The following is a 25801-nucleotide window of genomic DNA, read 5'->3' on the forward strand; positions in this document are numbered from 1 at the left end:
TTATGATTCAAAACAGTGAGTTCCATGATTCCCAGCCTACTACGAACGGCCGGTCGGGATCGCGGTGAGCCGGTGGCGGAGTTGGCTTCGCGGGTAATGGTTCGGAATCGCGCTTCGCGCGATGCTGCTTGCTGGCGGCCTGTGGCCGCGGAGCTCCCCCAGTCACGCTTCGCGTGACAGGTCCTGCAATTATGGACGGGCTTCGCCCGCGCTTTGCCGGCTCGCCTGTCGGCTCGCACATCGCCTACAAACGCCTCCGGCGTTTGCTTCACGGCGATGTCCCCTCAGTGAGGGGGCCGAGGCTCCGCCCGCATCGCTGCCGTTGGTCACTTCAGTTGCTGTCAGCTTCACCACGTAAGGATGCCACATGCGGCGGCGCAGGCCGCCGCCAAACAGCACAGCATCGCGCGAAGCGCGATTCCGAGACTACGGGGCACGCTGGTAATGAACCCATATATGCATGATGCGAAGAGTTGGCTGAGACGACGGAAGGCCCGGGCGGTTGATGATGACCGTCCGGGCCTTCCATATATAAGGCTTGGCTGTGTTTCCTCGTCGCCTAACGGACTCCGCGTATGTTGACGCGGGCAATATCCGTCAGGCGACGGAACGCATATCAGCCCTCAATCGCGATCTGGTGCTTGGCCTCGACCTGCGGCTGGGCCTGCATCTTCGGAACCTCGATGCACAGCGTGCCGTTCTTGTACGAAGCGTGGATGTCGGACTCCTTGACGTCGTCGCCGACATAGAAGCTACGAGAGCAGCTGCCCATGTAGCGTTCGCGACGCAGCCACTTGCCGTTCTTGTCCTTGTCGCCGGAATCCTCGTCCTTGTGGGCCGACACGGTCAGATAACCGTTGTTCAGCTCAAGCGCGATGTCGTTCTTGTCAAAGCCCGGCATATCGATGTCCACGTCGTAGCAGTTGTCCTTCTCACGCACATCCGTCGACATCATGTTCGTCGGCATGGCCGCGGCGGCCGAACCGTTGTCCGTGTTGCGCCAACCCTCGAAGAACGGATCATCGAACAGATCAGAGAACATCGTGTCATTCATCAAAGCCGGAAACATTGCCATAATCGGTACTCCTTACACATCAATGCATGGAGTGGAACGGTTTGGCTCGCCGGCCCCGCATCCCGCCGCGACCCTTGTCGCTTCAGGATGCCGGCCGGCTATCGTGGCCGTTCCCGGAACCCCTCTCGGAGCTCCTGCCTTGTCCTTTCACCCCACACAATAGGCAATTCCCGGTTCGCATTCCCAAGTTTTACCCACAGTGAAAAACTTGAGCCATGCAGACTCAAGTTCCAGCAATTCGTCGCTCCCGCCGTCGCAAGCCGACCGACCGTCGCCGATCATCGCCGGCCGCCGCGGCCCGCCGCCGCGGACGCACCGCGTAACGTGTTCGTCACGATCGAGACGCGAACGAAACAAACGGGCAACCGAAAATCAACCATCCGCTGTCATTCTTGCTTTCGCTAACACACAGGTCTTGCGCGAGAGGAAGAGAACGTATGGCCATATCATTCAAGGCGCGGTCCAAGGCGCGCGTGATCGCGCTGCTGTGCGCGGCCGCCGCGGTGCTGTCGACCAGCGGCTGCGGCTGGGGACGCACCGTCGCCGAAAAGGAGGCGCTGGACGCGAACAGCACGACCGCGGCCAGCACGAAGTCGACGTCGTGCGTGGACACGTCCGGCGACACGATCAAGATCGGCTTCGTCAACTCGCTGTCCGGCACGATGGCGATCTCCGAACAGACCGTCAGCGACTCGCTGCACATGGCCGTCGACGAGATCAACGCGAACGGCGGCGTGCTCGGCAAGCAGCTCAAGGTCGTCCAGCAGGACGGCAAGTCAGAGCCGGCCGTGTTCGCCGAAAAAGCCAAGACCCTGATCGAAAAGGAGTGCGTGGCCGCGGTGTTCGGCGGCTGGACGTCCTCCTCGCGCAAGGCCATGCTGCCCGTGTTCGAGGCCGACAACGCGCTGCTGTTCTACCCGCTGCAGTATGAGGGCATGGAATCCAGCCCGAACATCTTCTACTCGGGCGCCGCCCCGAACCAGCAGATCGTGCCCGCGCTCGACTATCTCAAGGAGAAGGGCTATAAGAAGCTGTTCTTGGTCGGCTCCGACTACGTGTTCCCGCAGACCGCGAACCGCGTGGTCAAGGCGTACGCCGAAGGCAACGGCATGGAGGTCGTCGGCGAGGAATACACGCCGATGGGCTCCACCGACTTCACCACCATCGTCAACAAGCTCAAGTTCTCCGGCGCGGACGCGGTCGTCAACACGTTGAACGGCGATTCCAACGTCGCGTTCTTCAAGGAATACAAGGCCTCCGGACTCAAGGCCGACACGGTTCCGGTGATCTCCATGTCCATCGCCGAGGAGGAGGTCTCCGCGATCGGCGTGGACAACGTCAAGGGCCAGCTGACCGCGTGGAACTACTACCAGACGCTCGACAGCCCCGAAAACGAGAAGTTCGTCAAGGACTTCAAGGCCAAGTACGGCGAGAACCGCCCGACCTCCGACCCGATGGAATCCGCGTACACGTCCGTCTACCTGTGGAAGGGCATGGTCGAGAAGGCCAAGTCGTTCGACGTGGACAAGGTCAAGGCCGCGGCCGACGGCGTCACGTTCGACGCTCCGGAAGGCAAGGTCACGGTCGACGGCGAGAACCACCACATCTACAAGACCTCGTACATCGGCGAGATCGGCGACGACAAGCTCATCCACACCGTCTGGCAGTCCGACGGCCCGATCAAGCCGGACCCGTACCTGAAGACCTACGACTGGGCGAAGAGCCTGAGCGCGAGCGACTCGAGCACCGACTCGAGCGAGAACTGACGAGAAAGAAGGACCTGAATCATGGATATGATATTCCCGCAGATCGTGGCGGGCCTGTCAAACGGCTCGATCCTGCTGCTCGCCGCGCTCGGCCTGTCGCTGACGTTCGGCCAGATGGGCGTGATCAACAACGCGCACGGCGAGTTCATGATGGCCGGCGCGTACACCGCGTACGTGATGAGCACGCTCATCGGCAACAAGACCGTCGCGCTGATCGTCGCGCTCGTCGTCGGATTCGCGGTCTCCGGACTGCTCGGACTGCTGCTTGACGTCGCGCTGCTCGAACGCATGCGCACGCGTCCGCTCGACACGCTGCTCGTCACGTTCGGCGTATCGCTGGTGCTCCAGCAGCTCGCCCGCGACATCTTCGGCGCGACTCCGGTCTACGCGTCCGCCCCGGAGGCGCTCACCAACCCGGTGACCGTGTTCGGCTACAGCTTCTCCGCCGGCCGACTGTTCATCTTCCTGCTGTCGATCGCCTGCGTGGCCGCGCTGTACGCGATCCTCAAGCTCACCCCGCTCGGCCGTCAGATCCGCGCGACCTCCGAAAACCGCGACCTGGCCGAAGTTTCCGGCATCTCGACCCGCACGGTCGACCACGTCACGTTCTTCCTCGGCTCCGGCATCGCCGGCATCGCGGGCGTGGCGCTGAGCCTGCTCAACTCGATCAGCTTCAACTTCGGCACCACGTTCATCGTGCAGGCGTTCCTCGTGGTCGTCGCCGGCGGCGTCGGCCAGCTCAAGGGCGCGGTGATCGCGTCGTTCGTGCTCGGCCTCGCCCAGTCGTCGATCGAACTGCCGACGTCCGCGTCGATCGGACAGGTCGCCGTGTTCCTGATCGTCGTCGTGTTCCTGCAGTTCAGGCCGCAGGGACTGGTCGCGATCCGTTCGAGGAATCTCGCGTAGCGCGCGCTCGCGTGTTCAGATAGAGACGTTTGGAGACGATTATGGCAAGCAAGACAACTGGTTTCCCGACTGGTTCCGCGGGCGAGTTCTACGCCAAATACAAGCCGTGGATCGGCACCGCGATCGCGGTCGTGCTGATCCTCGTCGCGCCCTCCGTGATGAGCGTATACAACCTCGGACTGCTTTCGAAATACCTGTGCTACGCGATGGTCGCGGTCGGCATCGGCCTGGCGTGGGGCCAGGGCGGCATGCTGACGCTCGGCCAGGGCCTGTTCTTCGGCCTCGGCGCGTACGTGATGGCCATCCACATGAAGCTCGCCGACATCGGCCCCGGCCAGGTGCCGGACTTCATGGCGCAGTACGGCATCACCTCGGTGCCGGGCTTCTGGGAGCTGTTCCGCAACCCGGTGATCGCCGTGATCGGCGTGGCCGCGGTCCCCGGCGCGATCGCCGCGCTGCTCGGCCTCGCCGTGTTCGGACGCGGCGTGCGCGGCGCGTACTTCGCAATCCTCTCGCAGGCGCTCGTCGCCGCGTTCTCCGTGCTGCTCATCGGCCAGTCCAAGACCACCGGCGGCACGAACGGCCTCAACGACTTCAAGGGCTTCTTCGGCTACGACCTGACCGACGACGCGAACAAGCAGATGATCTTCTACATCTGCGCGTTCCTCACGCTCGCGATGGTGCTCATCGTGTGGTGGATCCGCCGCTCGTTCATGGGCGACCTGATCATCGGCGTGCGCGACCAGGAGAACCGCATGAAGTTCCTCGGCTACAACCCCGCGTCGATCAAGGTGTTCGCGTTCTCGCTCGCCGCGATGTTCGCCGGCATCGGCGGCGCGATGTTCGTGCCGGTCGTCGGCATCATCTCGCCGTCCGACATCGGCGTGACCCCGTCCATCCTCATGCTCGCCGGCGTGGTGATCGGCGGCCGCACCACCCTGCTCGGGCCGGTCGTCGGCACGCTGCTCGTGCGCTTCGCCGAAACGCAGCTCTCGGAGGCGTATCCGTCCGCGTGGACGTACATCGAAGGCCTGATCTTCATCCTCGTGATCGCGTTCGTGCCGATGGGACTCGGCCAGTTCAAGGGACTGTGGCCGTGGCTCAAGGACAAGCTCGGACTCGGCGGCAAGTCGGTCGGCGCGGTCGCCGCGGCGGCTGCGGCTGCAGACGGCGATGCGGCGAAGGGCGCCGCCGGTACGGCCGCCAAGGCGACGGCGTGAACGGGCGGGTTCGTGAGATCGAATGAGTGAGGAGCAGAACATGACGAAGACTTCAACCCCGGCCACTCCGGCCTCCAAGGAGGACCTGGAGCAGCTGCGCGCCGAAATGGTGCAGATGCGCGACGAAGCCAAGCGCATGCGCGACGAGGCCGCGCAGATGAAGGCCGAAATCGTCGAGGAGCGCGCCCGGCTGCACGACCAGCTCGCCGTGCTCGACGACCGTGGCGGCCAGTGGAACGACTATCTCGAAATCAAGGGCCTGCACGTCGAATTCGACGGGTTCGTGGCCGTCAAAAGCCTCGACCTGACCGTCGAACACGGCGACCTGCGCTTCCTGATCGGCCCGAACGGCGCCGGCAAGACGACCATCATCGACGCGATCACCGGCCTCGTGCCGGCCAGCGGATCGGCCACGTTCCGCGGCGAACAGCTGCTCGGCAAAAAGCCGAACGACATCGTCAAACTCGGCGTCGGACGCACGTTCCAGACCGCGTCCGTGGTCGAAGAGCTGACCGTGCTCGAAAACCTGCAGCTCGCCGAAGGCTTCCGCAAGAAGGGCCGCGACCTGTTCCGCCCGATGGGCGGCGTGACGCAGAACATCGAATACATGATGGACGTGTGCAATCTGACCGAAGACGCGTACAAGCCGGCCGGCATCCTGCCGCACGGCAAGAAGCAGTGGCTCGAGATCGGCATGCTGCTCGTGCAGGACGCGCACCTGCTGCTGCTCGACGAGCCCGTCGCCGGCATGACCCCGGCCGAACGCGTGGCCACCGGCGAACTGCTCAAGCGATGCAGCAAGAACCGCACGGTGATCATCGTCGAACACGACATGGAGTTCATGCGCCAGTTCGCCGACTCCGTCACCGTGCTCAACCAGGGCGAGATCCTCGCCCAGGGCTCGGTCGAAGACATCCAGAACAACGACGAAGTCGTGCGCATCTACCTGGGCGGAGGCGAAAACTGATCATGGCAATGCTTGAAGTGAAGAATCTCAACACCGGCTACGGCAAGGTGACCGTCGTCAACGACATCAGCTTCGACGTCGAGGCCGGCCAGTGGGTCAGCATCGTCGGCAACAACGGCGCCGGCAAGACCACGCTGCTCAAGTCGATCCTCGGCCTGCTGCCGGTCACGTCCGGCTCGATCACGTTCGACGGCGCGGACATCACCAAGGCCGCGCCGAACCAGCGCATCCGCAAAGGCATGGCGTTCGTGCCGCAGGGCCAGCAGTCGTTCGGCACGATGACCGTCGACGAGAACCTGCACGTGGTCGCCGACCGCTACGGCTCCGAAGCGGCCGCGCGCTACGACGAGGCCGTGTCGATGTTCCCGATCCTCAAGGAATTCGCCGGCCGCCGCGCGGGCCTGCTCTCCGGCGGCCAGCGCCAGCAGCTCGCCATCGCGCGCGCCCTGATCACCCGGCCGAAGCTCATGATCCTCGACGAGCCGACCGAAGGCATCCAGCCGAACATCGTGGCCGAAATCCAGAAGGCCATCCGCACAATGGCCGAGGACAAGGGCATCGGCGTGGTGCTCGTCGAGCAGAAGGTGCAGTTCGCCGTCGAACGCGCGGACAAATACTACGTGCTCGCCTCCGGCCGCTTCATCGCCGCCGGCGAAGGCGGTCCCGACCAGGTCGAAGCCGCCAAGGAGGCCATGCGCGTGTGACGCGTTAGGACGGAAACCTTCCGTTCTCATTGCGGCCGTAGAATTGCGGCGATTCGTAACCGGCACAGCGCGGGCGGCTCGACACGGCCGCCCGCGCAGGACGATGGGGGCCTGATGAGACTTACTCCACGGGAAACCGACAAACTCATGCTGTATCTGGCGGGTCAGCTCGCCAAGGACCGCAAGTCGCGCGGCGTGAAACTCAACTACGTGGAGGCGATCGCGCTGATCACCTCCGAGTGCGTGGAACGCGCGCGCGAAGGCGCCACCGTGGCCGAACTCATGCAATACGGCCGCACGCTCCTCAAACCCGAGGACGTGATGGACGGTGTCGCCGAAATGCTCGAGGTCGTCGAAGTCGAAGCCACGTTCCCCGACGGCACCAAACTCGTCTCCATCCACAACCCGATCGAAACCACCGAAAAGCTCGTGCCCGGCGAATACCTGCTCGCCGACGGCGATCTGACCATCAACGACGGCAAGGACGCCATCGAACTCGACGTGGTCAACACCGCCGACCGACCCATCCAGATCGGCTCGCACTTCCACTTCTTCGAAGTCAACAAGTACCTCAAATTCGACCGCAAGGCCGCCTACGGCAAGCGACTCGACATCCCCGCCGGCACCGCCGTGCGATTCGAACCGGGCGAGGCGCATCGCGTGCGTCTCATCGACATCGGCGGCACGCGCGAGATCCACGGCTTCAGCGCGCTCGTCGAAGGCCAACTCGACGATCCGCAGGTGCGTGAGGCCGCGTTCGCCAAGGCGCACGAGCAGGGATTCCTGGGAATCTGAGAGCGGGGGAGCGAAACCATGAGCAAGATCATCACGCGCAAGGATTACGCGGGCATGTTCGGACCGACCGTCGGCGACCGCGTCCGACTCGGCGACACGAACCTCATCATCGAAGTCGAACGGGATTACACGCACTACGGCGACGAACTCAAGTTCGGCGGCGGCAAATCGTTCCGCGACGGCATGGGACAGTCATCCGTCCAACTCGACGCGGAATCGCCCGACACCGTCATCACCAACGCGCTCATCGTCGACTGGACCGGCATCTACAAGGCCGACATCGGCATCAAAAACGGCAAGATCTCGGCCATCGGCAAGGCCGGCAACCCGCAGACCATGAACGGCGTCACCCCCGGCCTCGCGGTCGGCTCCGGCACCGAGGCGATCGCCGGCGAAGGACTCATCGTCACCGCCGGCGGACTCGACACGCACATCCACTTCATCTCGCCCCAGCAGATCCGCACCGCGCTCGCCGGCGGCGTGACCACGATGGTTGGCGGCGGCACCGGCCCGGCCGACGGCACGAACGCGACCACCTGCAATCCGGGACGCTTCCACCTGGAACGCATGATCGAAGCCGCCGAAGCGCTGCCGGTCAACATCGCCTACCTCGGCAAAGGCAACGACTCCAGCCCCGAACCGCTGCGCGAGCAGATCCGCGCGGGCGCGGCCGGACTCAAGATCCACGAGGACTGGGGCTCCACCCCGGCCGTGATCGACACGTGCCTCGGCGTGGCCGACGAAACCGACACGCAGGTCGCCATCCACACCGACACGCTCAACGAGGGCGGCTGCGTGGAGGACACGATCGCCGCGTTCAGGGGCCGCACGATCCACACGTACCACACCGAAGGCGCCGGCGGCGGCCACGCCCCCGACATCATCCGCGCGGCCGGCTTCCCGAACGTGCTGCCCAGCTCCACGAACCCGACCATGCCGTACACGCGCAACACCATCGACGAGCATCTCGACATGATGATGGTCTGCCACCACCTCGACCGCAACGTGCCCGAGGACATCTCGTTCGCCGACTCGCGCATCCGCCCCGAGACGATCGGCGCGGAGGACGTGCTGCACGACATGGGCATCATCTCGATGATGAGCTCCGACTCGCAGGCGATGGGCCGCGTGGGCGAGGTCATCACGCGCACCATCCAGACCGCCGACAAGATGAAGCGCCAGCGCGGCCCGCTGCCGGAGGATGAGCACGACAACAACCGCAACGACAACTTCCGCGTCAAGCGCTACGTGTCCAAGTTCACGATCAACCCGGCCATCACGCACGGCATCGCCGACTACGTGGGTTCCGTGGAGGTCGGCAAGATGGCCGATCTGGTGCTCTGGCAGCCGGCTATGTTCGGTGCGAAGCCGGAAATGGTGATCAAGGGCGGCTCGATCGCTTACGCCCGCATGGGCGACGCGAACGCGTCCATCCCCACGCCCGAACCCGTGTACTACCGTGACATGTTCGGCTCGCTCGGCCGGGCGCTTGGCTCCTCCTGCGCCACGTTCGTCTCGCAGCTCGCCTACGACGACGACATCAAGGGCCGGCTCGGGTTGGCACGCCAGGTGTTGCCGGTGCGCGGTTGCCGGACCGTCGGCAAGAAGGACCTCAAGTTCAACGACGTGCTCGCCGACATCCAGGTCAATCCGGAGACCTTCCAGGTGACGGTCGACGGCGAGCTGGTCCACTCCGACCCGGCGTACGAACTGCCGCTCACCCAGCGCTACTTCCTGTTCTGAGCGCTTCGAGAGCGCTTCGAGGGCGTTCCGGGAGGCCCGTCTGCGTCCTCTCGGAACGCAGTTCGACGATCGAGAGGCTAATTCCAGCCTTCGCCTGGGTCAGTTTGACGATTGAGAGGCTGAATGTCTTGGGGACGAAGCGTGAACGTGCCGGAATATGGTGCGCTCGCCTTCGTTTATCGCCGTGTACCGGAGCTGAGTCGCCTCTCGATCGTCAAACTGACCTCGACAGATGCCGGAATCAGCCTCTCGATCGTCAAACTGGTCATCAAACTGGTGAGACGGCGCGGTCTGTGCTGCTCGGTCAGCCTTCCGTGACGATGTCGGCCACTGCCTTGATGAGGTCGAAGGCGTCGTCGCCGCGGTTGGTGAGCACGCGCAGGCACACACCGTCGATCGCGCGGCTCACGCCCAGCTCGCCGGCGAACCCGATCGAATCGGCGTACGAGCGGATGCGATCGATCAGCGCGTCCTCCGCGGTGATGCGCGTCTGCTCGACGCGCGTGCGGATCGCCGCGGAGGACATGTCGGCGGTGGTTGCGGCGTCCGTGCCATTCGCAGCGGCGGTGGCCCTGCTGGCATCGGCGGTTCCGCCGCCGACGCCGCCGTCCTCCATCGGATCCCGCTCCGGCAGATGTGCGTACAGCACGCCGCAATGCGTGAACGACCGCCACATGCCCATCTCCGCATAGTCGAACACGGCCGGCTCCAATAGCATCCGGTCGGCGAACGCCAGCCGTCCATGCGGCTGCGCGGCCTCGAGCTCGGCCTTCGACGGCCGCCCGCGATGGCGGGCTCCCGACGCCGCCGCGGCCGTCTCAGCCGCAACCGCGGCGGCAACCGCAGCCGGCTCGTCGACGACCACACGCAGCCGGTTCGCGAACCGCCGCATCGCCCAACGTTCGTCCATGCCCACACGGCCGCACGTGACCACATCCGCATACACGAACGTCGATTCGGCCGCAATATGCGCAGTCGTATGGTTCTCGAACGAGCTGTTGCGGAACGGGATCACCGGAAACGGCAGAAACACGGCCTTCGCGTCGCCCTGCACGGTCAGATCGATCGTGCGCGACGCCGAACCGTCGGCCGTGTCCAGCACCTTCTCGTAACTCTGCGTGCGGATCGTCGAATCCGTGCCCGGACCGAACAAGAGCTCGATATGCGCTTCGTCGCCTTTCAAAAAACCCGGCGAGGCGAGCATCACGATGAAATCGGAATGCCGGCCGTTCGTGAACGGCGTCATCAGCTTGAACGGCGCCTCGAAATAGACGTCGTCGATTTTCGTGCGGCCGTGACGGAACGCGGTGGACAGGCGGAACGTGCTGCTGGACATGACTCAACTCCTGCGGAAGACGACTGCGGAAGGCTACTACGGAAGACAGCGGGAACGGCTGCGGGAACCGCGGATCACATGTCCTCGAACAGCACGGACTTCTTGATCCACGCGATCACGTCGTCCACGCCCGCGCCGCCCATCAGATCAGTAAAGATGAACGGGCGGTCGCCGCGCATCTTCCTGCTGTCGCGGGCCATCACGTCGAGATCGGCGTGCACGAGCGGTGCCAGATCGGCCTTGTTGATCACCAGCAGATCGGAGCGTGTGACGCCCGGGCCGCCCTTGCGCGGGATCTTATCGCCCTCGTCGGTGGCGATCACGTAGATCGTCGCGTCGGCCAGATCGGGGCTGAACGTGGCGGACAGGTTGTCGCCGCCCGACTCGACGAACATGATCTGCACGTCCGGATGCGTGCGGGCCATCTCCTCGCACGCCTCGAGGTTCATCGAGCAGTCCTCGCGGATGGCGGTGTGCGGGCAGCCGCCGGTCTCCACGCCGACGATGCGGTCCGGCGACAGGCGGGAGTGCTCGATGAGGAACTCGGCGTCCTCCTTGGTGTAGATGTCGTTGGTGACGACGCAGATGCTGTATTCGTCGGCCATCTTGCGGGTGAGGCGTTCGATGAGCGCGGTCTTGCCCGAGCCGACGGGGCCGGCGACGCCGATGCGTACGTATGACATGGGTTCTCCTTTTGGTTGGTTGTCGTATTGGTTGATGATTGATGATGATTGGATTGGTGCGGATGATTGCGTGAGTGCGGTGTCCGGCTGCGGCCGACGCGTGCGATGTACGACACGCTCAAAGCCGCTCGGCTTCGCTCCGGCGTGTGCTCGCGGAGCTTAGCACACGCCTGCGCTGCTTATGGTCGTACATCGCACGCGTCGGCCTTCGCCTCGGTTGGTCTGCCTGTGTCACGACGGTGCCGTGTTTGGCGCTCTTGCTGAGTTCTTTGCCGACCGTCGCCTCGCTGGGTTGCGTGCGTTACGTTTTTTGCTTTGCCTTTCCGCCGGTTGCTGCTTCAGCTCATGTAGAGCCTTGAGTAGAGGGTTTCGTGCTGCATGGCGGCGATGTCGAGGTAGGCGCCGGAGATGCCGAGATCGTCGGGTTTGAGCGTCATCGCGATGTCGACGGCGCGCACGAGCCGCGGGAACGAGTCGTGCAGGGCGATCTGGCCGGCGTACTGGCTGAGCGGGATCGCCTTCGCCGCGCACATCGTCAGCGCGCTGAGCAACGAATAGCCGTACATGATCGCCGCGTCGCGCACGTCGGGCGCGTGGTCGGCCGCGTACAGTCCCATCGCGATCGAATGCAGGCCGCGGCAGCGACCGTCGCGGATCAGCCCGGCGTACAGGTCGAGCGACGGCGAACGTTGACCGCAGCCGGCGTCCATCTGATCGGCGAGCTTGATCAGTCGCGTGCACATGCGCTCGCTGCCCTCTCGGATCTCGCGCGCCGACTGCAGCGCGCTCGACAGTTCGTCCAACTCGATCAGTTTGGCCGTCAGTCCGCGTTCGGACAGGCGTGCGTCGGTCGCGTATCGGCCGGCGATCGCCATCTGGCCGATCTCCTTGTACGGCGCGACCTCGAGATAGTTCTTCATGTACTGCTCGAAGTCGGGGCCGCGACGCAGGAAATCGCGCTGAACGAAGGTCTCCATGCCGTTCGACAGTGCGAACGCTCCCACCGGGAACACGCTGTCGCACACCTGCAGCATGGCGAGGCGGCGCGATTCGGTTTCGTTGACGTTCATGGGATTCGCTGGGGCCGTCAATCAGTGCGTGTGCCAGGTGCGGCCGCCGTCGTGGCTGTGCGAGCCGTCCGGGCGGTGCAGGACGCCGTTCATCTCGTATTCGCCCGGCTTGAGCTGGTACGGATGATCGTCGTCGACGCCGGGCTCGGCGTGCACGTGGTCGTGATGATGGCCGTGTGCGTGTTCGCCGTGTGCGTCGTGTGCGTGTTCGGCACCGTCATCCGCGTGATGTCCTTCCGCGCCTGCCGTCGCCTCCTTGGCGGCCCATGCGGCGTCCGCCTCGGCCTCCTGCTCCTCCTCGGCCACGTCGCCCGTGGTCTTGTTCGTGCCGGGGATGATCGTGCCCGAGCCGGCGTGCGCCTTGACGATCAGGAACCCGTCGAACCCGCCCTCGATGATGTGCGGCTCGTAGCCGATCTTCTTCGTGTACTCCATCGTCGGATGGTCGTACGGCACGAGCACGCGGTCGTTCTCGACCTTCAGGCTCAGGTGGCGGTTGCCCAGCTCGAAGCACAGACGGCCCATCTCCTTCATCGACGAGACCGGGATCTCGATGAGCTGCGCGGTGCGGATGCGCGCGAAATACCGCTTGTCGTCCGTCTCGGCGAGCACGTCGCCGTCCTTGATCGTGCGGCCGACCATGATGCCGAACTCGGTGCCGTCCTCGGCGACCTTGCGCATGCGTTTCTTGTCCGTCTCGAACCAGTCGAATGCGATCGGCACGTTCAGCTTGCCGTCGTCGTACTGCTGCTCGATGATGTTGCCGGTGATTTCCTTGGCGATCATCCGCGCTCCTTCGTTTGCCGTGGTCATCGGCCGATCCGTCGCGCACCGGCCGAACTGAGGGACAGTGTACGAGCGCCGTTGCGGCCGTTTGTAACGAACGTTCGCGACACCGGCCGCGGATCGTCATGCGGCGGCCGTGCGGATTGGCGGGCAGGTCGTCGCACGGACCGTCGCGAACGGCCGCAAACCGGCGGGATAAGCGCGGAATACGCGCGGGACATGCGCGGAGACACGCGACGATATATCGACAATACGTCGGAAAATATGCCGGAAAATACATGACCACGATGCGAAACGCGTGCGTCGCGCGTCGGCGTTTCGCAACGATCGCAACCATTTGCCGACCATCGTACGCAAACCGAATCACAAGTGTGATATTACGTTCCCGTTCGCACACGCGGACGGCAACCGATCGCCGCCAAACGGAAACGATCGCCACCAATGAGAAGGGAGACGAGCATGACACCAGCCCCCGAAACCGTGACGCTCGCCATGCACATTCCGGACAACTTCATTTCGCCATCCACCGGAGCGGTGTTCTGGGTCATCATGATCCCCGTCTGGTTCCTGTGCATGCGCGCCGTGATGCGCGAGGCCACGCCCGAAAAAATGGCGTATCTGGGCGCGGGCGCCGCGTTCTCGTTCCTCATCATGATGTTCAACGTGCCCACGCCCGGCGGCACCACCGCGCACGGCGTCGGCGGCGCGCTGATCGCGCTGCTGCTCGGCCCGCAGTACGCGACCGTCGCCGTGTCCGTCGCGCTGCTGCTGCAGGCGCTGCTGTTCGGCGACGGCGGCCTGATCACGCTCGGCGCGAACTGCTTCAACATGGGCGTAGTGCTGCCGTTCGTGGCGTACGGACTGTACGCGCTGCTGCGCCGCGTGCTGCGCGCCGGGTGGAAGGAGCGCGTGGCCGAATTCGTCGCAGGCTATGTCGGCATCACGCTGGCCGCGCTGTGTGTGGCGCTCGAACTGGGCGTGCAGCCGCTGCTGTTCCGCGACGCGTCCGGGCAGGCGCTGTACTTCCCGTTTTCGTTCGCGGTGACGGTTCCGGCCATGCTGATCCCGCATCTGGCGGTCGCGAGCGTGGTCGAAGGCCTGGTGACCGTGGCCGTGGTCGAGTTCGTGCGCAGAAGCGCGCCGGAGATCATCGAGCCGTATGCGCGGATCGACGATGGCGGCAATGACGGAGCGGTTGCGGGCGCGACGGGGCGCGGCGCTGCTGCTGCCGGTGCTGTTGCCGGTGCCGATGCCGCCGGGGCCGCTCGTCCGGTTCCTGCCGCCGCTTCCGGCGGACTGCGGCGTTCCGCGTGGATCGCGCTGGGCGTCGTCGCGCTGTTGTCTCCGATCGGTCTGCTGGCCACCGGCGACGCGTGGGGCGAGTGGGGCGCTGAGGACTTCATGAGCGCCACCGGACTGGATTATGTGCCGCAGTACATCGCACATGGCTTTACCTGGAATGCGCTGCTGCCGGATTACTCGCTCGCCGGACTGCCCGACGTCGTCGGCTATATCCTGTCCGCGGTGATCGGCATCGCGGTGCTGACCATCATGTTCCGTCTGCTCGCGCTCGCCGTTCTGGGAGACGGTCGTAAGCGGTCATAACCCGCCGCGGCCAGTCGTTTTCGGCAGTCGCCATCGGTCCATCCAGTCACGGACATCACAGCACGGACGATCACAGTCATGACGAACGAATCCAGCATCCGGAGATCCGGCTCTCAGCAGTCGGATCTTCGGCACGCCGGCGCTCAGCGGCCGGCCGGGACCACGCTGCCGGCATGGCTGTGCGAAACCGAGCATTACCGGCCGCTTGCGGACCGATCGTCGTTCATCGAACACAATCTCGAACATCTCGGCGACGTCCTCGCGCAGATCGGCGACGCGCTGCCCGTCAGCCACAGCCCGCTCGATCGTGCGCTGGCCGCAGTCTCGCCATCTCTGCGCATCGTCGGCGTGCTTGCCGTAATCGTATGCGTCAATCTCACGCGCAACATGCTGTTCTCGTACGTCATGCTCGCCGTTGCGCTGGTCGCGCTGGCCGTCCGTCCCGCGCGCCTGATCGCGGCGATACTCAAGCCGACGCTTGCCGTGTGCGCGATCAGCCTGATCGTCGCGTTGCCATCCGTGTTCGTCGGCCAGACCAGCGCGCCCGTGCGACTCGTCGTGCGTGCGTTCGTGGCCGTGTCGCTGGTGATCGCGCTCGCGCGAACCGTGCCATGGAACCGTTTGATCGGCGGGCTGCGCGGCCTCGGCGTGCCGGATTCGCTGGTGTATGTGTGCGACGTGACGATTCAGTTCATCGACATTCTCGGACGGTCGATGATGCAGTTGCTCGACGCGCTGCGGTTGCGCAGCGTCGGTCGTGACACGCGTAAACTCAAGTCCGCGGGACGGCTGATGGGCGTGCTGTTCCTGCGCGCGAACACGCAGGCGCGGCATATGGCCGAGGCGATGGTCTGCCGCGGATTCGACGGGCGATACCATGTACGTCGCGAACGTTGGCTGACCTGGCCGAATGCGGCGTATGCGCTGGGCGTGACGGCGATGATCGCGATGGCCGTCTATCTGGGATGATGATGTTGACGGGGAGCGGTGGCTCCGCGGGGCATCCGCGGCCACGGCCGCCCGCGCAACCGAGCGTTGCTTGGGCGGCGGGGCATTGGCGGAGCAGTACGGGGAAAGGAGCGGTGATGCGTCTCATGCATGCGAACGATGCCGATGAGGGCGGCCGATTTCTCGGCGATCCGCTGGTCGAACTGACGGATGTGGATTTCTCGTATCGCGGGGGTGCGGGGGAGTCGTCCCATCCGGTGCTGCGCGGCTTTTCGATGACGATCGCGCGCGGCGAATGCGTGGCGCTGCTCGGGCCGAACGGCAGCGGCAAAACCACGATCATGCGCATCATCAACGCGTTGGAATTCCCGGATTCCGGAACGTATCGTCTCGGTGACACCGAGGTCGCGCGCGAGCTGGTCGAACGCAGGGACAGTCCGTTCGCCAAGTCGCTGCATCAACATGTGGGATTCGTATTCCAGAATTCGGATACGCAGTTGTTCTGTCCATCCGTCGAGGAGGAGATCGCATTTGGGCCGGTGCAGATGGGCTTGCCGGATGCTGAAATCGCCCGGCGGGTGGACGATATGGTGGCGCTGTTCGGTCTGGGGGCCTTGCGTGATCGTGCGCCGTACCGGCTGTCCGGCGGCGAAAAGAAGCGCGTCGCCATTGCCTGCTGCCTGTCGATGAACCCTGATCTGCTCGTGCTCGACGAGCCGACCGACGGACTCGACGAGCGCAACACCGACATCGTGGTCGACGTGCTGCGCTCGTTCGTCGCCGCCGGTAAAACCGTCCTGTTCTCCACCCATCACCACGACATCGTGGAGCGGCTCGATCCCCGCATTATTACGGTTCGCCCGATCGATGCGGCTCGCGATTAAAGCAATGCAAGAAAGTTGAGGCGTCGAACCGTGAAAGCGCCTGTCGGCGCAAAGGCCGCTCGCAGCGGCAAAAAATGGAGCCCGGGGCTATGCACGGCCCGACGCGAGTATTCAGTATAGCGGGTGGTCCGCGCGTGCGACCGCGTTGGTGTGTCGGCTCGGACAGTTTGACGATCGAGAGGCTATTTTCCCCTTGTGCGGATATCAGTTTGACGATTGAGAGGCTATCGGTTGAGTGAGAGTCCTCTCGAGACCTCCTGATAATCGTGTCAATTAGGTGAGAGCGGGTATTGCTCTGGAAGTGGTAGCCTCTCGATCGTCAAACAGACCTCTGCAAGATGCCAATTCAGCCTCTCGATCGTCAAACTACCCATAATGCGTTAATCGGGCGAATGTCGAAAGGCTCCCGGCTACTCCAACTTGCCGCGCCGCCACAGCGAGGCGCCATGCCGGAAGTCGCGTGCGGTGACCATCAGGTTGCCTGCCGTGTGCAGCAGGCGCGCGGCCTTGTCCGGCTGCCGTTGTGCGCCGGCCGTACCTGCTCCCGCAGCCGCCATCGAAGCCGACGACAGTCGTTTCGCCTCCACGCGCAGTCCCAGCGCCACCACGTCCGTGAACGCCGCGGCCCGCTCCAGCGCCACCGCGAAATCGCCCACGAACGCACCCGCCAGAATCGAATCGGCGGTACGCGCAATATCCTCCTCGGTCGGTGCCGCATCCACGCCGGCGATCGCCGACGCGGCCGTCGCCACCGGCTCGCCGACTCGCCACAGCCGCGCGATCGCGGCGTCATGGCCGCGCATCCATGAGCGCAGCAGGTACAGCCGCCACAGGATCCCCGGCAGCGAATCCGGTTCGGACCGGCTCCACAGCTCCGCGATCACGTCCACGCCCTCCCGGTCGACGAGCGTGAGCACGCGCGCCACGACCTCCGGATCGGCCGTGTGATGCACCCGGTCGAGCAGCGCCGCCGCCGAGGCGTGGCTCATCTCGCTGACCTCGCTCGGATCGGCGCCGCCGGCGATGCCCTCGACCAGACCGGGGTCGATCTGCCCGGGGCGCGACGGGCGCGGCGAGCCGGTGGGCGTGAACCCGTTGGAGCGGCTGGAGACGATGGAACCGGAACCGTAATGCACAGCGTTAGTAGACAAGTGGCGAAACCTTCTGAATGTCGATGATGCGCGGTCCCTCGGGCGAGGAGACGACAAACAAGGCTACCGCAGTGCCGGTCGGCATGTACGGCGTTTTCGCGATGAGCCGCTTCGTGAGCGACTTCGCGGCGCACAGCTCGCGCAGGTGATCGAAGATGCCGCCGATCACCGGCCGGTGCATGCACACGGCCACGGTTTCGCGGTGCCGCAGCGCATGGTCGATTTCGCCGCGGAAGCAGTCCCACGCGCGGTTCGGGTTCTCGGCGAACGCGTCTTCGGTGAGCGCGTCGAGGTGGGTCATGGGCCGGTCCGTCTGCCATGAGAAGACGTGCAGCGTCTCCTGGCAGCGCATCCACGGCGAGGTCGAGAGCCGGGTCGGGTTGTAGCAGGCGAGCTCGCGGTTGAGCGCGTAGGCCGCGGCGGCGCCACGCGGCGTGATCGGTCGGTTTTCGTCGGTGCCGTCCCATGTCTTGCGCGATTCGGCCTTCGCGTGGCGCACGATGATCACGTTCTGCGCGTCGGCCGCGCCTTCCTGCAGCCGGTCGACGAACAGCGCGAGCACGTCCTTGTCGGTCGAATGGGTGAGGATCTTGCGTGCTTCGGTCACGCTCACCCACACGATGTCGTCGATTTCGCCGATGTCGGCGCGGTGGATCGGCCCGAGCGCGTCGATGAGCTGTTCCGCGTCGGTGGCGGCGATCGGCGTGGCCATCCAGTATTCGATGTGCTTCATGTCGACCGTGCGGTCCTTGGAATGGCGCGTTTTGCTGCCTTCCTCCGCGAGCGGGTACTCGATCTCGCCCAGGTACGGCCCGAGCGAGACTGAGATGCCGGTCTCCTCGCCGATTTCGCGCACGGCGGCGTGGCGGTGCGATTCGTTGAGTTCCAGCTTGCCTTTCGGCCAGCTCCAGTCGTCGTATTTCGGACGGTGCACGATGCACACTTCGACCCGGTCGACGATGTCTTCGGCGACGCTGGCCGCCTCCGCCGCGGCGTCTGCCGGATCGTGATCGCCGTTGCGATCGTTGCGCGTGCCGCGGCCGGTCAGCGCGAGCTCGGCCGCGTCGGGAGCGGTTACGTCGTTGATGTCGCCGTCCGTGCGATGGTCGCGATGCTCGACGGCCTGTTCGGCGTCGGGGACGATGCGGTAGAGAATGCCTCCTGCGGCCTCGACGATGCGTCTCATTTTGCCCATCCTCCCATTGTAGGTCAGCCGGTTTGCCTGTGGTTGCGCGGTTCGTGGCGTGCTGCTCGGCTACGTAGCGTGCTCCGAAACGACGATGGCCGACCCCTTTGCGGGATCGGCCATCTATTCGAATCATTGAATTGTTAGCGCGAACAATCCTATCACAGCGGTGCGTGGGCGCATCCGTCGTTGCCAACGCTTGCCGTCGTCGGTGCCCTCGGACAAGGTGGACGGCACCGACGACGGGCATTCGCCGCGTCAGTTGTTCGTGCGCGGGCGACGCGTGTGCTTCTTGATGAGCAGCTCCTGGCTGTCGGCCAGCAGGCTGCCGTCCTCGGCGTGCGAGACGTGCAGGTACGTGCCGTCCGGCTGCATGTGCCACGAGGCGATGTCGTCGGACATCTGCAGGTCGACGTACTTGATGAGCTCGTCGATCTGCTCCGGGGCGGTGATGCGCACGAGCGCCTCGACACGGCGGTCGAGGTTGCGGTGCATCAGATCGGCCGAACCGATCCACACCTCCGGGCCGGAGATCGGGCCTTCGCCGATCTGCGGGCCGTCCGAGTTGCAGAACGCGTAGATACGGCTGTGCTCGAGGAAGCGGCCGAGGATCGAACGCACGCGGATGTTGTCGCTCAGGCCCGGAACGCCCGGCTTGAGCGCGCAGATGCCGCGTTCGACGATGTCGATCTTCACGCCGGCCTGGCTGGCGCGGTAGAGCGCGTCGATGGTCTTCTCGTCGACGATCGAGTTGACCTTGATCTTGATCCACGCCTCCTTGCCGGCGCGGGCGGCGTCCTCCTCGCGGCGGATGCGCTGGATCAGGCCGGAGCGGATCGTGCGCGGGGCGACGAGCAGACGGTGGAAGCTGGACTTCGGCGCGTAGCCGGACAGCTGGTTGAACAGTCGCGTCAGATCCTGGCCGACGACCGGATCGCAGGTCAGCAGGCCCAGATCGGTGTACAGACGCGCGGTCTTCGGGTTGTAGTTGCCGGTGCCGACGTGGCAGTAGCGGCGCAGGCCGTCCTGCTCCTGACGCACGACGAGGCTGAGCTTGCAGTGCGTCTTCAGGCCGACGATGCCGTAGACCACGTGCACGCCCGCACGTTCGAGCTTGCGCGCCCACATGATGTTCGCGTCCTCGTCGAAGCGGGCCTTGATCTCGACCAGCGCGAGGACCTGCTTGCCGGCGTGCGCCGCGTCGACGAGCGCGTCGATGATCGGCGAGTTCGAGCTGGTGCGGTACAGCGTCTGCTTGATGGCTAGAACCTTAGGATCCGCCGCAGCCTGCGCCAGAAACGCCTGAACGGACGTGGAAAACGAGTCGTAGGGGTGATGCAGCAGGATGTCGCGCTCGCGGATGGCGGCGAAGATGTCCTGCGCACGGCTCGACTCGACCTCGGCGATCTGACGGTTCGTGGTCGGGATGAACGGCGAGTACTTGAGATCCGGACGGTCCAGGCCCTGCAGCTCGAACAGCAGCGTCATGTCGAGCGGCGCGGGCAGGCGGTACACCTCGTCGGCGCTCACGCCGAGCTGGTCGGCGAGCAGCTGGGAGAGGAACGGGCTGGTCGCGTCGGAGATCTCGAGACGGATCGGCGGTCCGAAGCGACGGCGCAGCAGCTCCTTCTCCATCGCGTTGAGCAGGTTCTCGGCGTCGTCCTCTTCGACGTCGATGTCCTCGTTACGGGTGACGCGGAACGAGCGCGCCTCCTTGATGATCATGCCCGGGAACAGCGATTCGAGGTGCGCGATGATGAGGTTCTCCATCGTGATGAAGCCGTAGCGCACGTCGCCGGTCTCGTCGTCGGTCATGTCGTCGACGGGGACCAGACGGTGCAGGTTGCCCGGGATCTTCACGCGCGCGAAGTGCGACTTGCCGGAGTTCGGGTTCTCGACCAGCACCGCGAGGTTGATCGAGTTGCCGGAGATGTACGGGAACGGGTGGGCCGGGTCGACCGCGAGCGGCGTGAGGACCGGGAAGACCTGCTGGCGGTAGTAGCGGGAGAGGCGCTCCTGCTCGGCGGCGGTGAGCTTGTCCCAGCTCAGCAGCACGATGCGCTCGTTGGCGAGGGCCGGCAGGATGTGGTCGACGATGTAGTGCGCGTGCTCGTCCTGCAGACGGTGCGCCTGGTCGCTGATCGCGCGCAGCTGCTGGCGCGGGCTGAGGCCGCTCGCGGCGGTCACGGCGATGCCCGTGTCGATGCGGCGCTTGAGGCCGGCGACGCGGACCATGAAGAACTCGTCGAGGTTGGAGGCGAAGATCGCGCCGAAGTTGGCGCGTTCGAGGATCGGCTGGTCTTCGTCCTCGGCAAGCTCGAGGACGCGCTTGTTGAACTTGAGCCAGCTCAGCTCGCGGTCGAAGAAGCGGTCCGGCGGCAGCGGCTGCTCGTCGGGGCGCGTCTCGCGGCGGTCGTTCTTGTCCGTTTCGGCGATGTGTTCCGCGATCTGGCTGCGGAGAATCGCCTTCGAGGGTGCGTCAAATATCTGTGCCATACCCAACTACTTTAAGCGCTTGAGGCGGCGGCGTGCCCGTACATCTTGAGAATTCAATGCAAGTTCACGTTTTGGGTGTTGCGTGTCGGGTGGGCGACCCCTGGGGCACCCGTCGGGGTCGCTTTTGGCGGGGTGGTGCGGGGTGGGGTCGCCCGTTTGTCCACGTTGACGGTTGCTGTCGGCACGGAGGGGATCGCGCGTCGGATCGCGTCGGATCGCTCCGGATCGCGGAGGGGCACAGCAGGAGGTTGCGACACACCGCGCGCGTGCGCGAATCGCACGCAATGTGACAGCGAACCGGTTCGATTCGCGCATGATGTTGCGTTTTGGTTGCGCTTGGGCGGGGCTAACGAACACTTGCGCAAAAATGCGCACATGCGCTTGGTGCGGCTTGCGATCGGGGAGGCGCGTGACTATCTTATGGAAGTACCAAAACAGAACAGAGCAGAGCCCACAAAGAGTGTATGGTCACAAAGGACTGTTACGTTGAACGGGCATTGGAAAGACTTACCGTTACGACGATGAAGTTGTGCAGAGATTCTGCCCTAAGCTGCTTTTGGTGAAAAGGCCCGCCCCATCCGGCGGGCCTTTTCGTTTGTCCGGTGGCCGGTCCTGCCGGCTCTGCCCGGTCGATGCCGTTTGTGCCGCCATGTGGCACGGCAATGCGGGTTATAGGAACTTTCGTGGTGTTTTTAGGTTTGCTGTGTCTCCGGCTTGCGTGGGGGCGTACGTCACGCCTTCGCGACGGTATGCGCGTAAGCGTGCGCGGGCGACGCATGCGCCGGTGTGCTCGGCCGTATCCGGCCACGCTCACGATGTGCGCAACAATGTGGATAGACACGCCGTGATGTGGATAACTCGGACCATTCGACCACAGGGGTCCGTTCGGCTGGACAAGCGCCGGCGCCGTGCGATTCAATCGGCGCATGAATGTCATCACTGATCATCCGCGGCGGTATTATTCGCCGCCGCGATCGTCGCCCGGCGCGACGGGTGCGCCGTCGCCGGCCGCCGGCGATGCATATGCGACGGCCGCTCCGGCCGATCTCGCATGGACCGCCGGATACGCGGGATACGAGACGGCCGTCAGGCCGCAGGCCACATACGATCGCGCTGGTCCGCCGTTCCGTACGTCGGGATTGTCGGCAGGCATGACCGTCGACACGACCTGCCGTAACGTCGTCGCGTGCACGTCGGCCAGCGGAGGCGCCGGACTGAGTACGTTCGCGGCGATGCTTGCCCACCGTCTCTCCGAACGCGGACTGCCATGTGCGCTGGTCGACGCGGACTTTACGGGCGGCGGACTCGACATGCTCATCGGCATCGAAAACGAGGAGGGGGAGCGGTTCGAAACGCTTGACGCCCCGCTTGGTCGTCTCGAAGGTGAGGCGCTGAACCGGGAGCTGCCCGAATGGGACGGCGTGCGTGTGCTGTCGTTCGACCCGTGGAACGGGCCCACGCCCAATTGGTGGCAGGCCCAGGCCGCGGTGCGAGCGTTGTCGGAGGCGAACCACGTAGTCATCGTCGATGCCGGGCGGGGCGAGGCGTTGCGCGGCGTATCCGAGCTGGGCGATGCCGCGCAGCTGGTCGTCGTCGAACTCAGCGTGCTCGGCTTGGCCCGTGCACGCGGTCATGTCGGCAGACTGCTCGAACGGGTCGGCGAAGGCGGCGACGGGCAGCCGGAACCGTTCGTGGTCGGCATCGCGCCGCGTGGCACGGCCAAAGGCACCGGCATGGTCGACGTACGGGAGGCCTCGGATTATCTGGGCGTCGACATCGCGGGGCCGGTCAAGGCGGACCGTCGGCTTTGCTCCGACATCCTTTCCGGCATGGGCATTCGCGCGGTCAATCGCGGCACAAGACGCACGGTCGACCGGGCCTCCGACTGGGTGGAAAGACTGTTGGGCAACCGGGCGAGATTCACGTGATGGGGATGATGGAGATGGGGATGAGCGGCGGTGCGATTGCGGCATGTGATGATGCGCGTCATGCCTCGCGGCAGGCCGTGCGCCGGTCTGCGGATGACTGTGGGCATGGCGGCGGCGCTGTGGTGGTGCGGCGCGGACAGCGTGGACGGGACGTGATGCCAGGGGGATCGGAGCCGTACGGCGGGCCGATATTCGACGGCACGTCGCTTCGCGGGGAACGTGCGAACGCCTCCGCGTTCGACGATATGCTCGACAATATCGTGTTCGGTCCTTTGGAAACGTTGGCACGAGATCCCGCGGTCACGGATGTGGCCGTGACCTGCGACGGGCTGGTATGGGTCGATCGCGGGGGAGGCATGAGACGGTGGACGCCGCCGATTCCGTTCTCGTCGCCCGCGACGGTACGCGATTATGCGGTGCAGCTTGCCGCGCAACTCGGGCGGCGACTCGACGACGCGTGTCCGATCGCGGATGCGTCGTCGCCCGGCGGCATACGTATCCATGCGGTGATCGCGCCGCTGGTGCCGCAAGGGGCGGCCATCTCCATCCGGTTTCCCGCGCGTTCGCCGCCGCGATTGGAAGCGTTGTGCGCGCAGGGCCTGTTTCCGGGATTGTGGGTTCCGATCCTATGCTCGTTGGTGGATCGGCGGGCGACGTTGCTGATCACCGGCGGCACGGGCGCCGGCAAGACCACGCTGCTCAAGGCGCTGCTTGGGCGGTGTTCCGCAAACGAACGCATCGTCACGGTGGAGGAAGTGCGCGAGCTGGGGGAGCTCGGAGGCGGCAATCGGGTGTCGCTGGTCACGCGCGAATCCAACGTGGAAGGCGAGGGCGCGGTCGGTTTGCCGGAACTGGTCAAGGCCACGTTGCGCATGAGGCCGGATCGCGTGATCCTCGGCGAATGCCGCGGCGAGGAGATCGCCGATCTGCTGCGCGCGTTCAATTCCGGCCATCACGGCGGTATGACCACCCTGCATGCGGACAGCGTGGAACGGGTGCCGAACCGTCTGGCGTCGCTCGGTCTGCTTGCCGGCTTGAGTGTGGAGGCGACGGCGATGCTGGCGCAGGACGCGTTCGACGCAGTGTTCCACGTGAAACGTGATGCGTCCGGACGACGGTTCATCAGCCAGATCGGCTACTTGGGCGTCGATGCCGATGGTCGGTTGGGCGGTCGGGTCGTTGCGGTCTGGGACGGTTCCGGCACGCCGATGTCCGGCCCGCTGTGGGACGACTTCGCCGATCGCTGGGTGCGCTGACGAACGCGTGTTGACGAACGTGCGCCGCGGGAGCGTGCTGTTGCAGCGTGCGCCGACGTCTCCGTGGGTCGCTCGTCGTCCGGAACCCGACATTATCGGATGGGACTTTGCCGGTGGTCCATATGGGCGGTGCCGGCTTGGGATGTGCGGGAGGCGTGATGACGTCGATGATGATGACTGCGGTTCTGACGTCGCTGTCGATTGCGGTATGGTCCGATGACGGCGGGGAGACGGCGGAGCGACTGCCGGCGGTGCGTCGTGGCGACGCGCGCGGGAGCGGCCATCGCCGCGGAGTGGAGTCGTCCCGGACCAAGTCGACGTCCCGCATCGGCATCGCCGCGGTCATCGCTGCCGCGTGCGCGACGCTGCGTGGAGGCGGTTCACTTGTGCAAGCGTTCGCAGAACAGTCGGACCGTGGATTCGCCGTCAATCGCCTGACCGAGGCGCGTCTGCGCGAACTGCTTGCCGCGCGGGCCTTGCCCAAGGAAACGTCACGGCAGATCAACCGGGTCGCCGCGGAGATCGCCGTCGCGGCGCGCATCAGCGACCGTCTCGGCTGCCCCGCGGCGAGCTGCCTCGAAGCGGTCGGCGACACGTACCGCCGCTCGCGCAAGCTGGAGGATCTGCGGGCGCAGGTCTTCGCCGTGCCCAAGGCCACGATCCGACTGCTGTCCGGCCTGCCGGCGGTCACCATTCTGCTCGGCGAGCTGATGGGATCCCATCCGATCGCCTTTCTGCTCGGCTCGCCGCAGGGGCTGATGTGTCTCGGCCTGGGTCTGTGCTGCTATGCCGCCGGATTGGTTTGGACGCGGACGTTGCTGCGGGGACTGGATTCGCCGTCGTAATGGCGGGGTCCGAGAACGGGGGTGGGGATGGGATATGCGTTGCTGGCGGCGTGCTGCACGATGATCGCCGTCTGTCTGCTTGATGACGGGTCGCGGGATCCGGCCGGGATCGGCGTGCGTGCGCGACGGTCGGTTGATAACGATGGCATCGTGTCGATGCCGTTGGTGCTGGCGCTGCTGACCGTGGCCGTACGGCAGGGGTCCTCCATTCCCGGTGCGTTGGATGCGGTCGGCGAGGCGATGGGCGGTGCGGCCGGGAACGGTCTGCGCCGTGCGGCGGTGTCGTTGCGGAGCGGCATCGGCTGGCATCACGCGTGGCTGGCCGCCAGGGCTGTTGCCGAGCACATCGCGGATGGCGGCGATGCGGTCGGCATCGGTTCGGCAAGCGGGGGACGCGCATGCGATGCGGCCGAAGCCGTCGGTCCGATCGGCGGGAAGGGCGGGAAGGGCG

22 protein-coding genes and 1 pseudogene are annotated in these 25801 nt (G+C 65.3%); 15 read left to right on the forward strand and 8 right to left on the reverse strand.

The window, feature by feature from the left end; genetic code table 11:
• Positions 1–616 precede the first annotated feature (616 nt).
• On the reverse strand, positions 617–1075 hold the full coding sequence (locus JS533_RS09940) for an Hsp20/alpha crystallin family protein (RefSeq protein ID WP_241514259.1): 459 nt from the start codon (positions 1073–1075) through the stop codon (positions 617–619).
• A 437-nt stretch (positions 1076–1512) separates the two neighbouring features.
• Between JS533_RS09940 and urtA the strand changes: the two genes are divergently transcribed.
• The 8 genes from urtA to JS533_RS09980 all read left to right on the forward strand — a co-directional run bounded on the left by urtA (position 1513) and on the right by JS533_RS09980 (position 9494).
• Positions 1513–2841 carry an urea ABC transporter substrate-binding protein gene (gene urtA / locus JS533_RS09945; protein WP_241514260.1) on the forward strand — a complete coding sequence of 443 codons (1329 nt, stop codon included), beginning with the start codon at positions 1513–1515 and terminating at the stop codon, positions 2839–2841.
• A gap of 21 nt (positions 2842–2862) precedes the next feature.
• Complete coding sequence (urtB, locus tag JS533_RS09950; RefSeq protein WP_241514261.1) at positions 2863–3747, forward strand: urea ABC transporter permease subunit UrtB; 885 nt, start codon at positions 2863–2865, stop codon at positions 3745–3747.
• 41 nt (positions 3748–3788) lie between these two features.
• Entirely contained in the window at positions 3789–4967 is a 1179-nt protein-coding gene (gene urtC / locus JS533_RS09955) for an urea ABC transporter permease subunit UrtC (protein WP_241514262.1), read from the forward strand.
• A gap of 40 nt (positions 4968–5007) precedes the next feature.
• Complete coding sequence (locus JS533_RS09960; protein ID WP_241514263.1) at positions 5008–5934, forward strand: ABC transporter ATP-binding protein; 927 nt, start codon at positions 5008–5010, stop codon at positions 5932–5934.
• A 2-nt stretch (positions 5935–5936) separates the two neighbouring features.
• Entirely contained in the window at positions 5937–6638 is a 702-nt protein-coding gene (gene urtE / locus JS533_RS09965; protein WP_241514264.1) for an urea ABC transporter ATP-binding subunit UrtE, read from the forward strand.
• 114 nt (positions 6639–6752) lie between these two features.
• On the forward strand, positions 6753–7433 hold the full coding sequence (ureA, locus tag JS533_RS09970) for an urease subunit gamma (RefSeq protein ID WP_241514265.1): 681 nt from the start codon (positions 6753–6755) through the stop codon (positions 7431–7433).
• A gap of 18 nt (positions 7434–7451) precedes the next feature.
• Positions 7452–9176: an urease subunit alpha gene (gene ureC, locus JS533_RS09975; protein ID WP_241514266.1), complete on the forward strand. Its 1725-nt coding sequence runs from the start codon at positions 7452–7454 to the stop codon at positions 9174–9176.
• Between the two features lie 141 nt (positions 9177–9317).
• Entirely contained in the window at positions 9318–9494 is a 177-nt protein-coding gene (locus JS533_RS09980) for a hypothetical protein (protein WP_241514267.1), read from the forward strand.
• Here the strand turns inward: JS533_RS09980 and JS533_RS09985 are convergent.
• The 4 genes from JS533_RS09985 to JS533_RS10000 form a co-directional block, all read right to left on the reverse strand.
• Positions 9481–10512, reverse strand: coding sequence for an urease accessory protein UreD (locus JS533_RS09985; protein WP_241514268.1), 1032 nt, complete (start codon positions 10510–10512; stop codon positions 9481–9483). The two genes, JS533_RS09980 and JS533_RS09985, sit on opposite strands and share 14 nt — an antisense overlap.
• Positions 10513–10586: 74 nt before the next feature.
• Positions 10587–11195 (reverse strand): urease accessory protein UreG, encoded by a 609-nt coding sequence (gene ureG / locus JS533_RS09990; protein ID WP_241514269.1) that lies wholly within the window; start codon positions 11193–11195, stop codon positions 10587–10589.
• 338 nt (positions 11196–11533) lie between these two features.
• Positions 11534–12265: an urease accessory protein UreF gene (locus JS533_RS09995; protein ID WP_241514270.1), complete on the reverse strand. Its 732-nt coding sequence runs from the start codon at positions 12263–12265 to the stop codon at positions 11534–11536.
• Between the two features lie 21 nt (positions 12266–12286).
• A complete protein-coding gene (locus tag JS533_RS10000; RefSeq protein ID WP_241514271.1) occupies positions 12287–13051 on the reverse strand; it encodes an urease accessory protein UreE in 765 nt (254 codons plus the stop codon).
• A gap of 459 nt (positions 13052–13510) precedes the next feature.
• On the opposite strand from JS533_RS10000, the gene cbiM reads away from it, so the two are divergent.
• From cbiM to JS533_RS10015, 3 genes are all read left to right on the forward strand, one after another.
• Complete coding sequence (gene cbiM, locus JS533_RS10005; protein ID WP_241514272.1) at positions 13511–14656, forward strand: cobalt transporter CbiM; 1146 nt, start codon at positions 13511–13513, stop codon at positions 14654–14656.
• Between the two features lie 78 nt (positions 14657–14734).
• The gene (locus JS533_RS10010) at positions 14735–15625 is read left to right on the forward strand and encodes an energy-coupling factor transporter transmembrane component T (RefSeq protein WP_241514273.1); all 891 of its coding nucleotides are present in this window, start codon (positions 14735–14737) and stop codon (positions 15623–15625) included.
• 116 nt (positions 15626–15741) lie between these two features.
• Complete coding sequence (locus JS533_RS10015; RefSeq protein WP_241514278.1) at positions 15742–16488, forward strand: energy-coupling factor ABC transporter ATP-binding protein; 747 nt, start codon at positions 15742–15744, stop codon at positions 16486–16488.
• Between the two features lie 410 nt (positions 16489–16898).
• On the opposite strand, the gene JS533_RS10020 is transcribed toward JS533_RS10015, so the two are convergent.
• The 3 genes from JS533_RS10020 to JS533_RS10030 form a co-directional block, all read right to left on the reverse strand.
• A complete protein-coding gene (locus tag JS533_RS10020; protein WP_241514279.1) occupies positions 16899–17624 on the reverse strand; it encodes a hypothetical protein in 726 nt (241 codons plus the stop codon).
• A 4-nt stretch (positions 17625–17628) separates the two neighbouring features.
• Complete coding sequence (locus tag JS533_RS10025; RefSeq protein ID WP_241514280.1) at positions 17629–18825, reverse strand: NUDIX hydrolase; 1197 nt, start codon at positions 18823–18825, stop codon at positions 17629–17631.
• 258 nt (positions 18826–19083) lie between these two features.
• Positions 19084–21321, reverse strand: coding sequence for an RNA degradosome polyphosphate kinase (locus JS533_RS10030; protein ID WP_241514275.1), 2238 nt, complete (start codon positions 21319–21321; stop codon positions 19084–19086).
• A 926-nt stretch (positions 21322–22247) separates the two neighbouring features.
• Between JS533_RS10030 and JS533_RS10035 the strand changes: the two genes are divergently transcribed.
• From JS533_RS10035 to JS533_RS10050, 4 genes and pseudogenes are all read left to right on the forward strand, one after another.
• Entirely contained in the window at positions 22248–23249 is a 1002-nt protein-coding gene (locus JS533_RS10035; RefSeq protein WP_241514276.1) for a P-loop NTPase, read from the forward strand.
• A 245-nt stretch (positions 23250–23494) separates the two neighbouring features.
• A complete protein-coding gene (locus JS533_RS10040) occupies positions 23495–24505 on the forward strand; it encodes a TadA family conjugal transfer-associated ATPase (protein WP_241514281.1) in 1011 nt (336 codons plus the stop codon).
• A 158-nt stretch (positions 24506–24663) separates the two neighbouring features.
• The gene (locus JS533_RS10045) at positions 24664–25350 is read left to right on the forward strand and encodes a pilus assembly protein (RefSeq protein ID WP_241514277.1); all 687 of its coding nucleotides are present in this window, start codon (positions 24664–24666) and stop codon (positions 25348–25350) included.
• Positions 25351–25377: 27 nt separating this feature from the next.
• Positions 25378–25801 (forward strand): annotated as a pseudogene (locus JS533_RS10050) (hypothetical protein); the annotation flags it as partial.

Source organism: Bifidobacterium amazonense, from assembly GCF_018555435.2.
Taxonomy (GTDB): Bacteria; Actinomycetota; Actinomycetes; order Actinomycetales; family Bifidobacteriaceae; genus Bifidobacterium; species Bifidobacterium amazonense.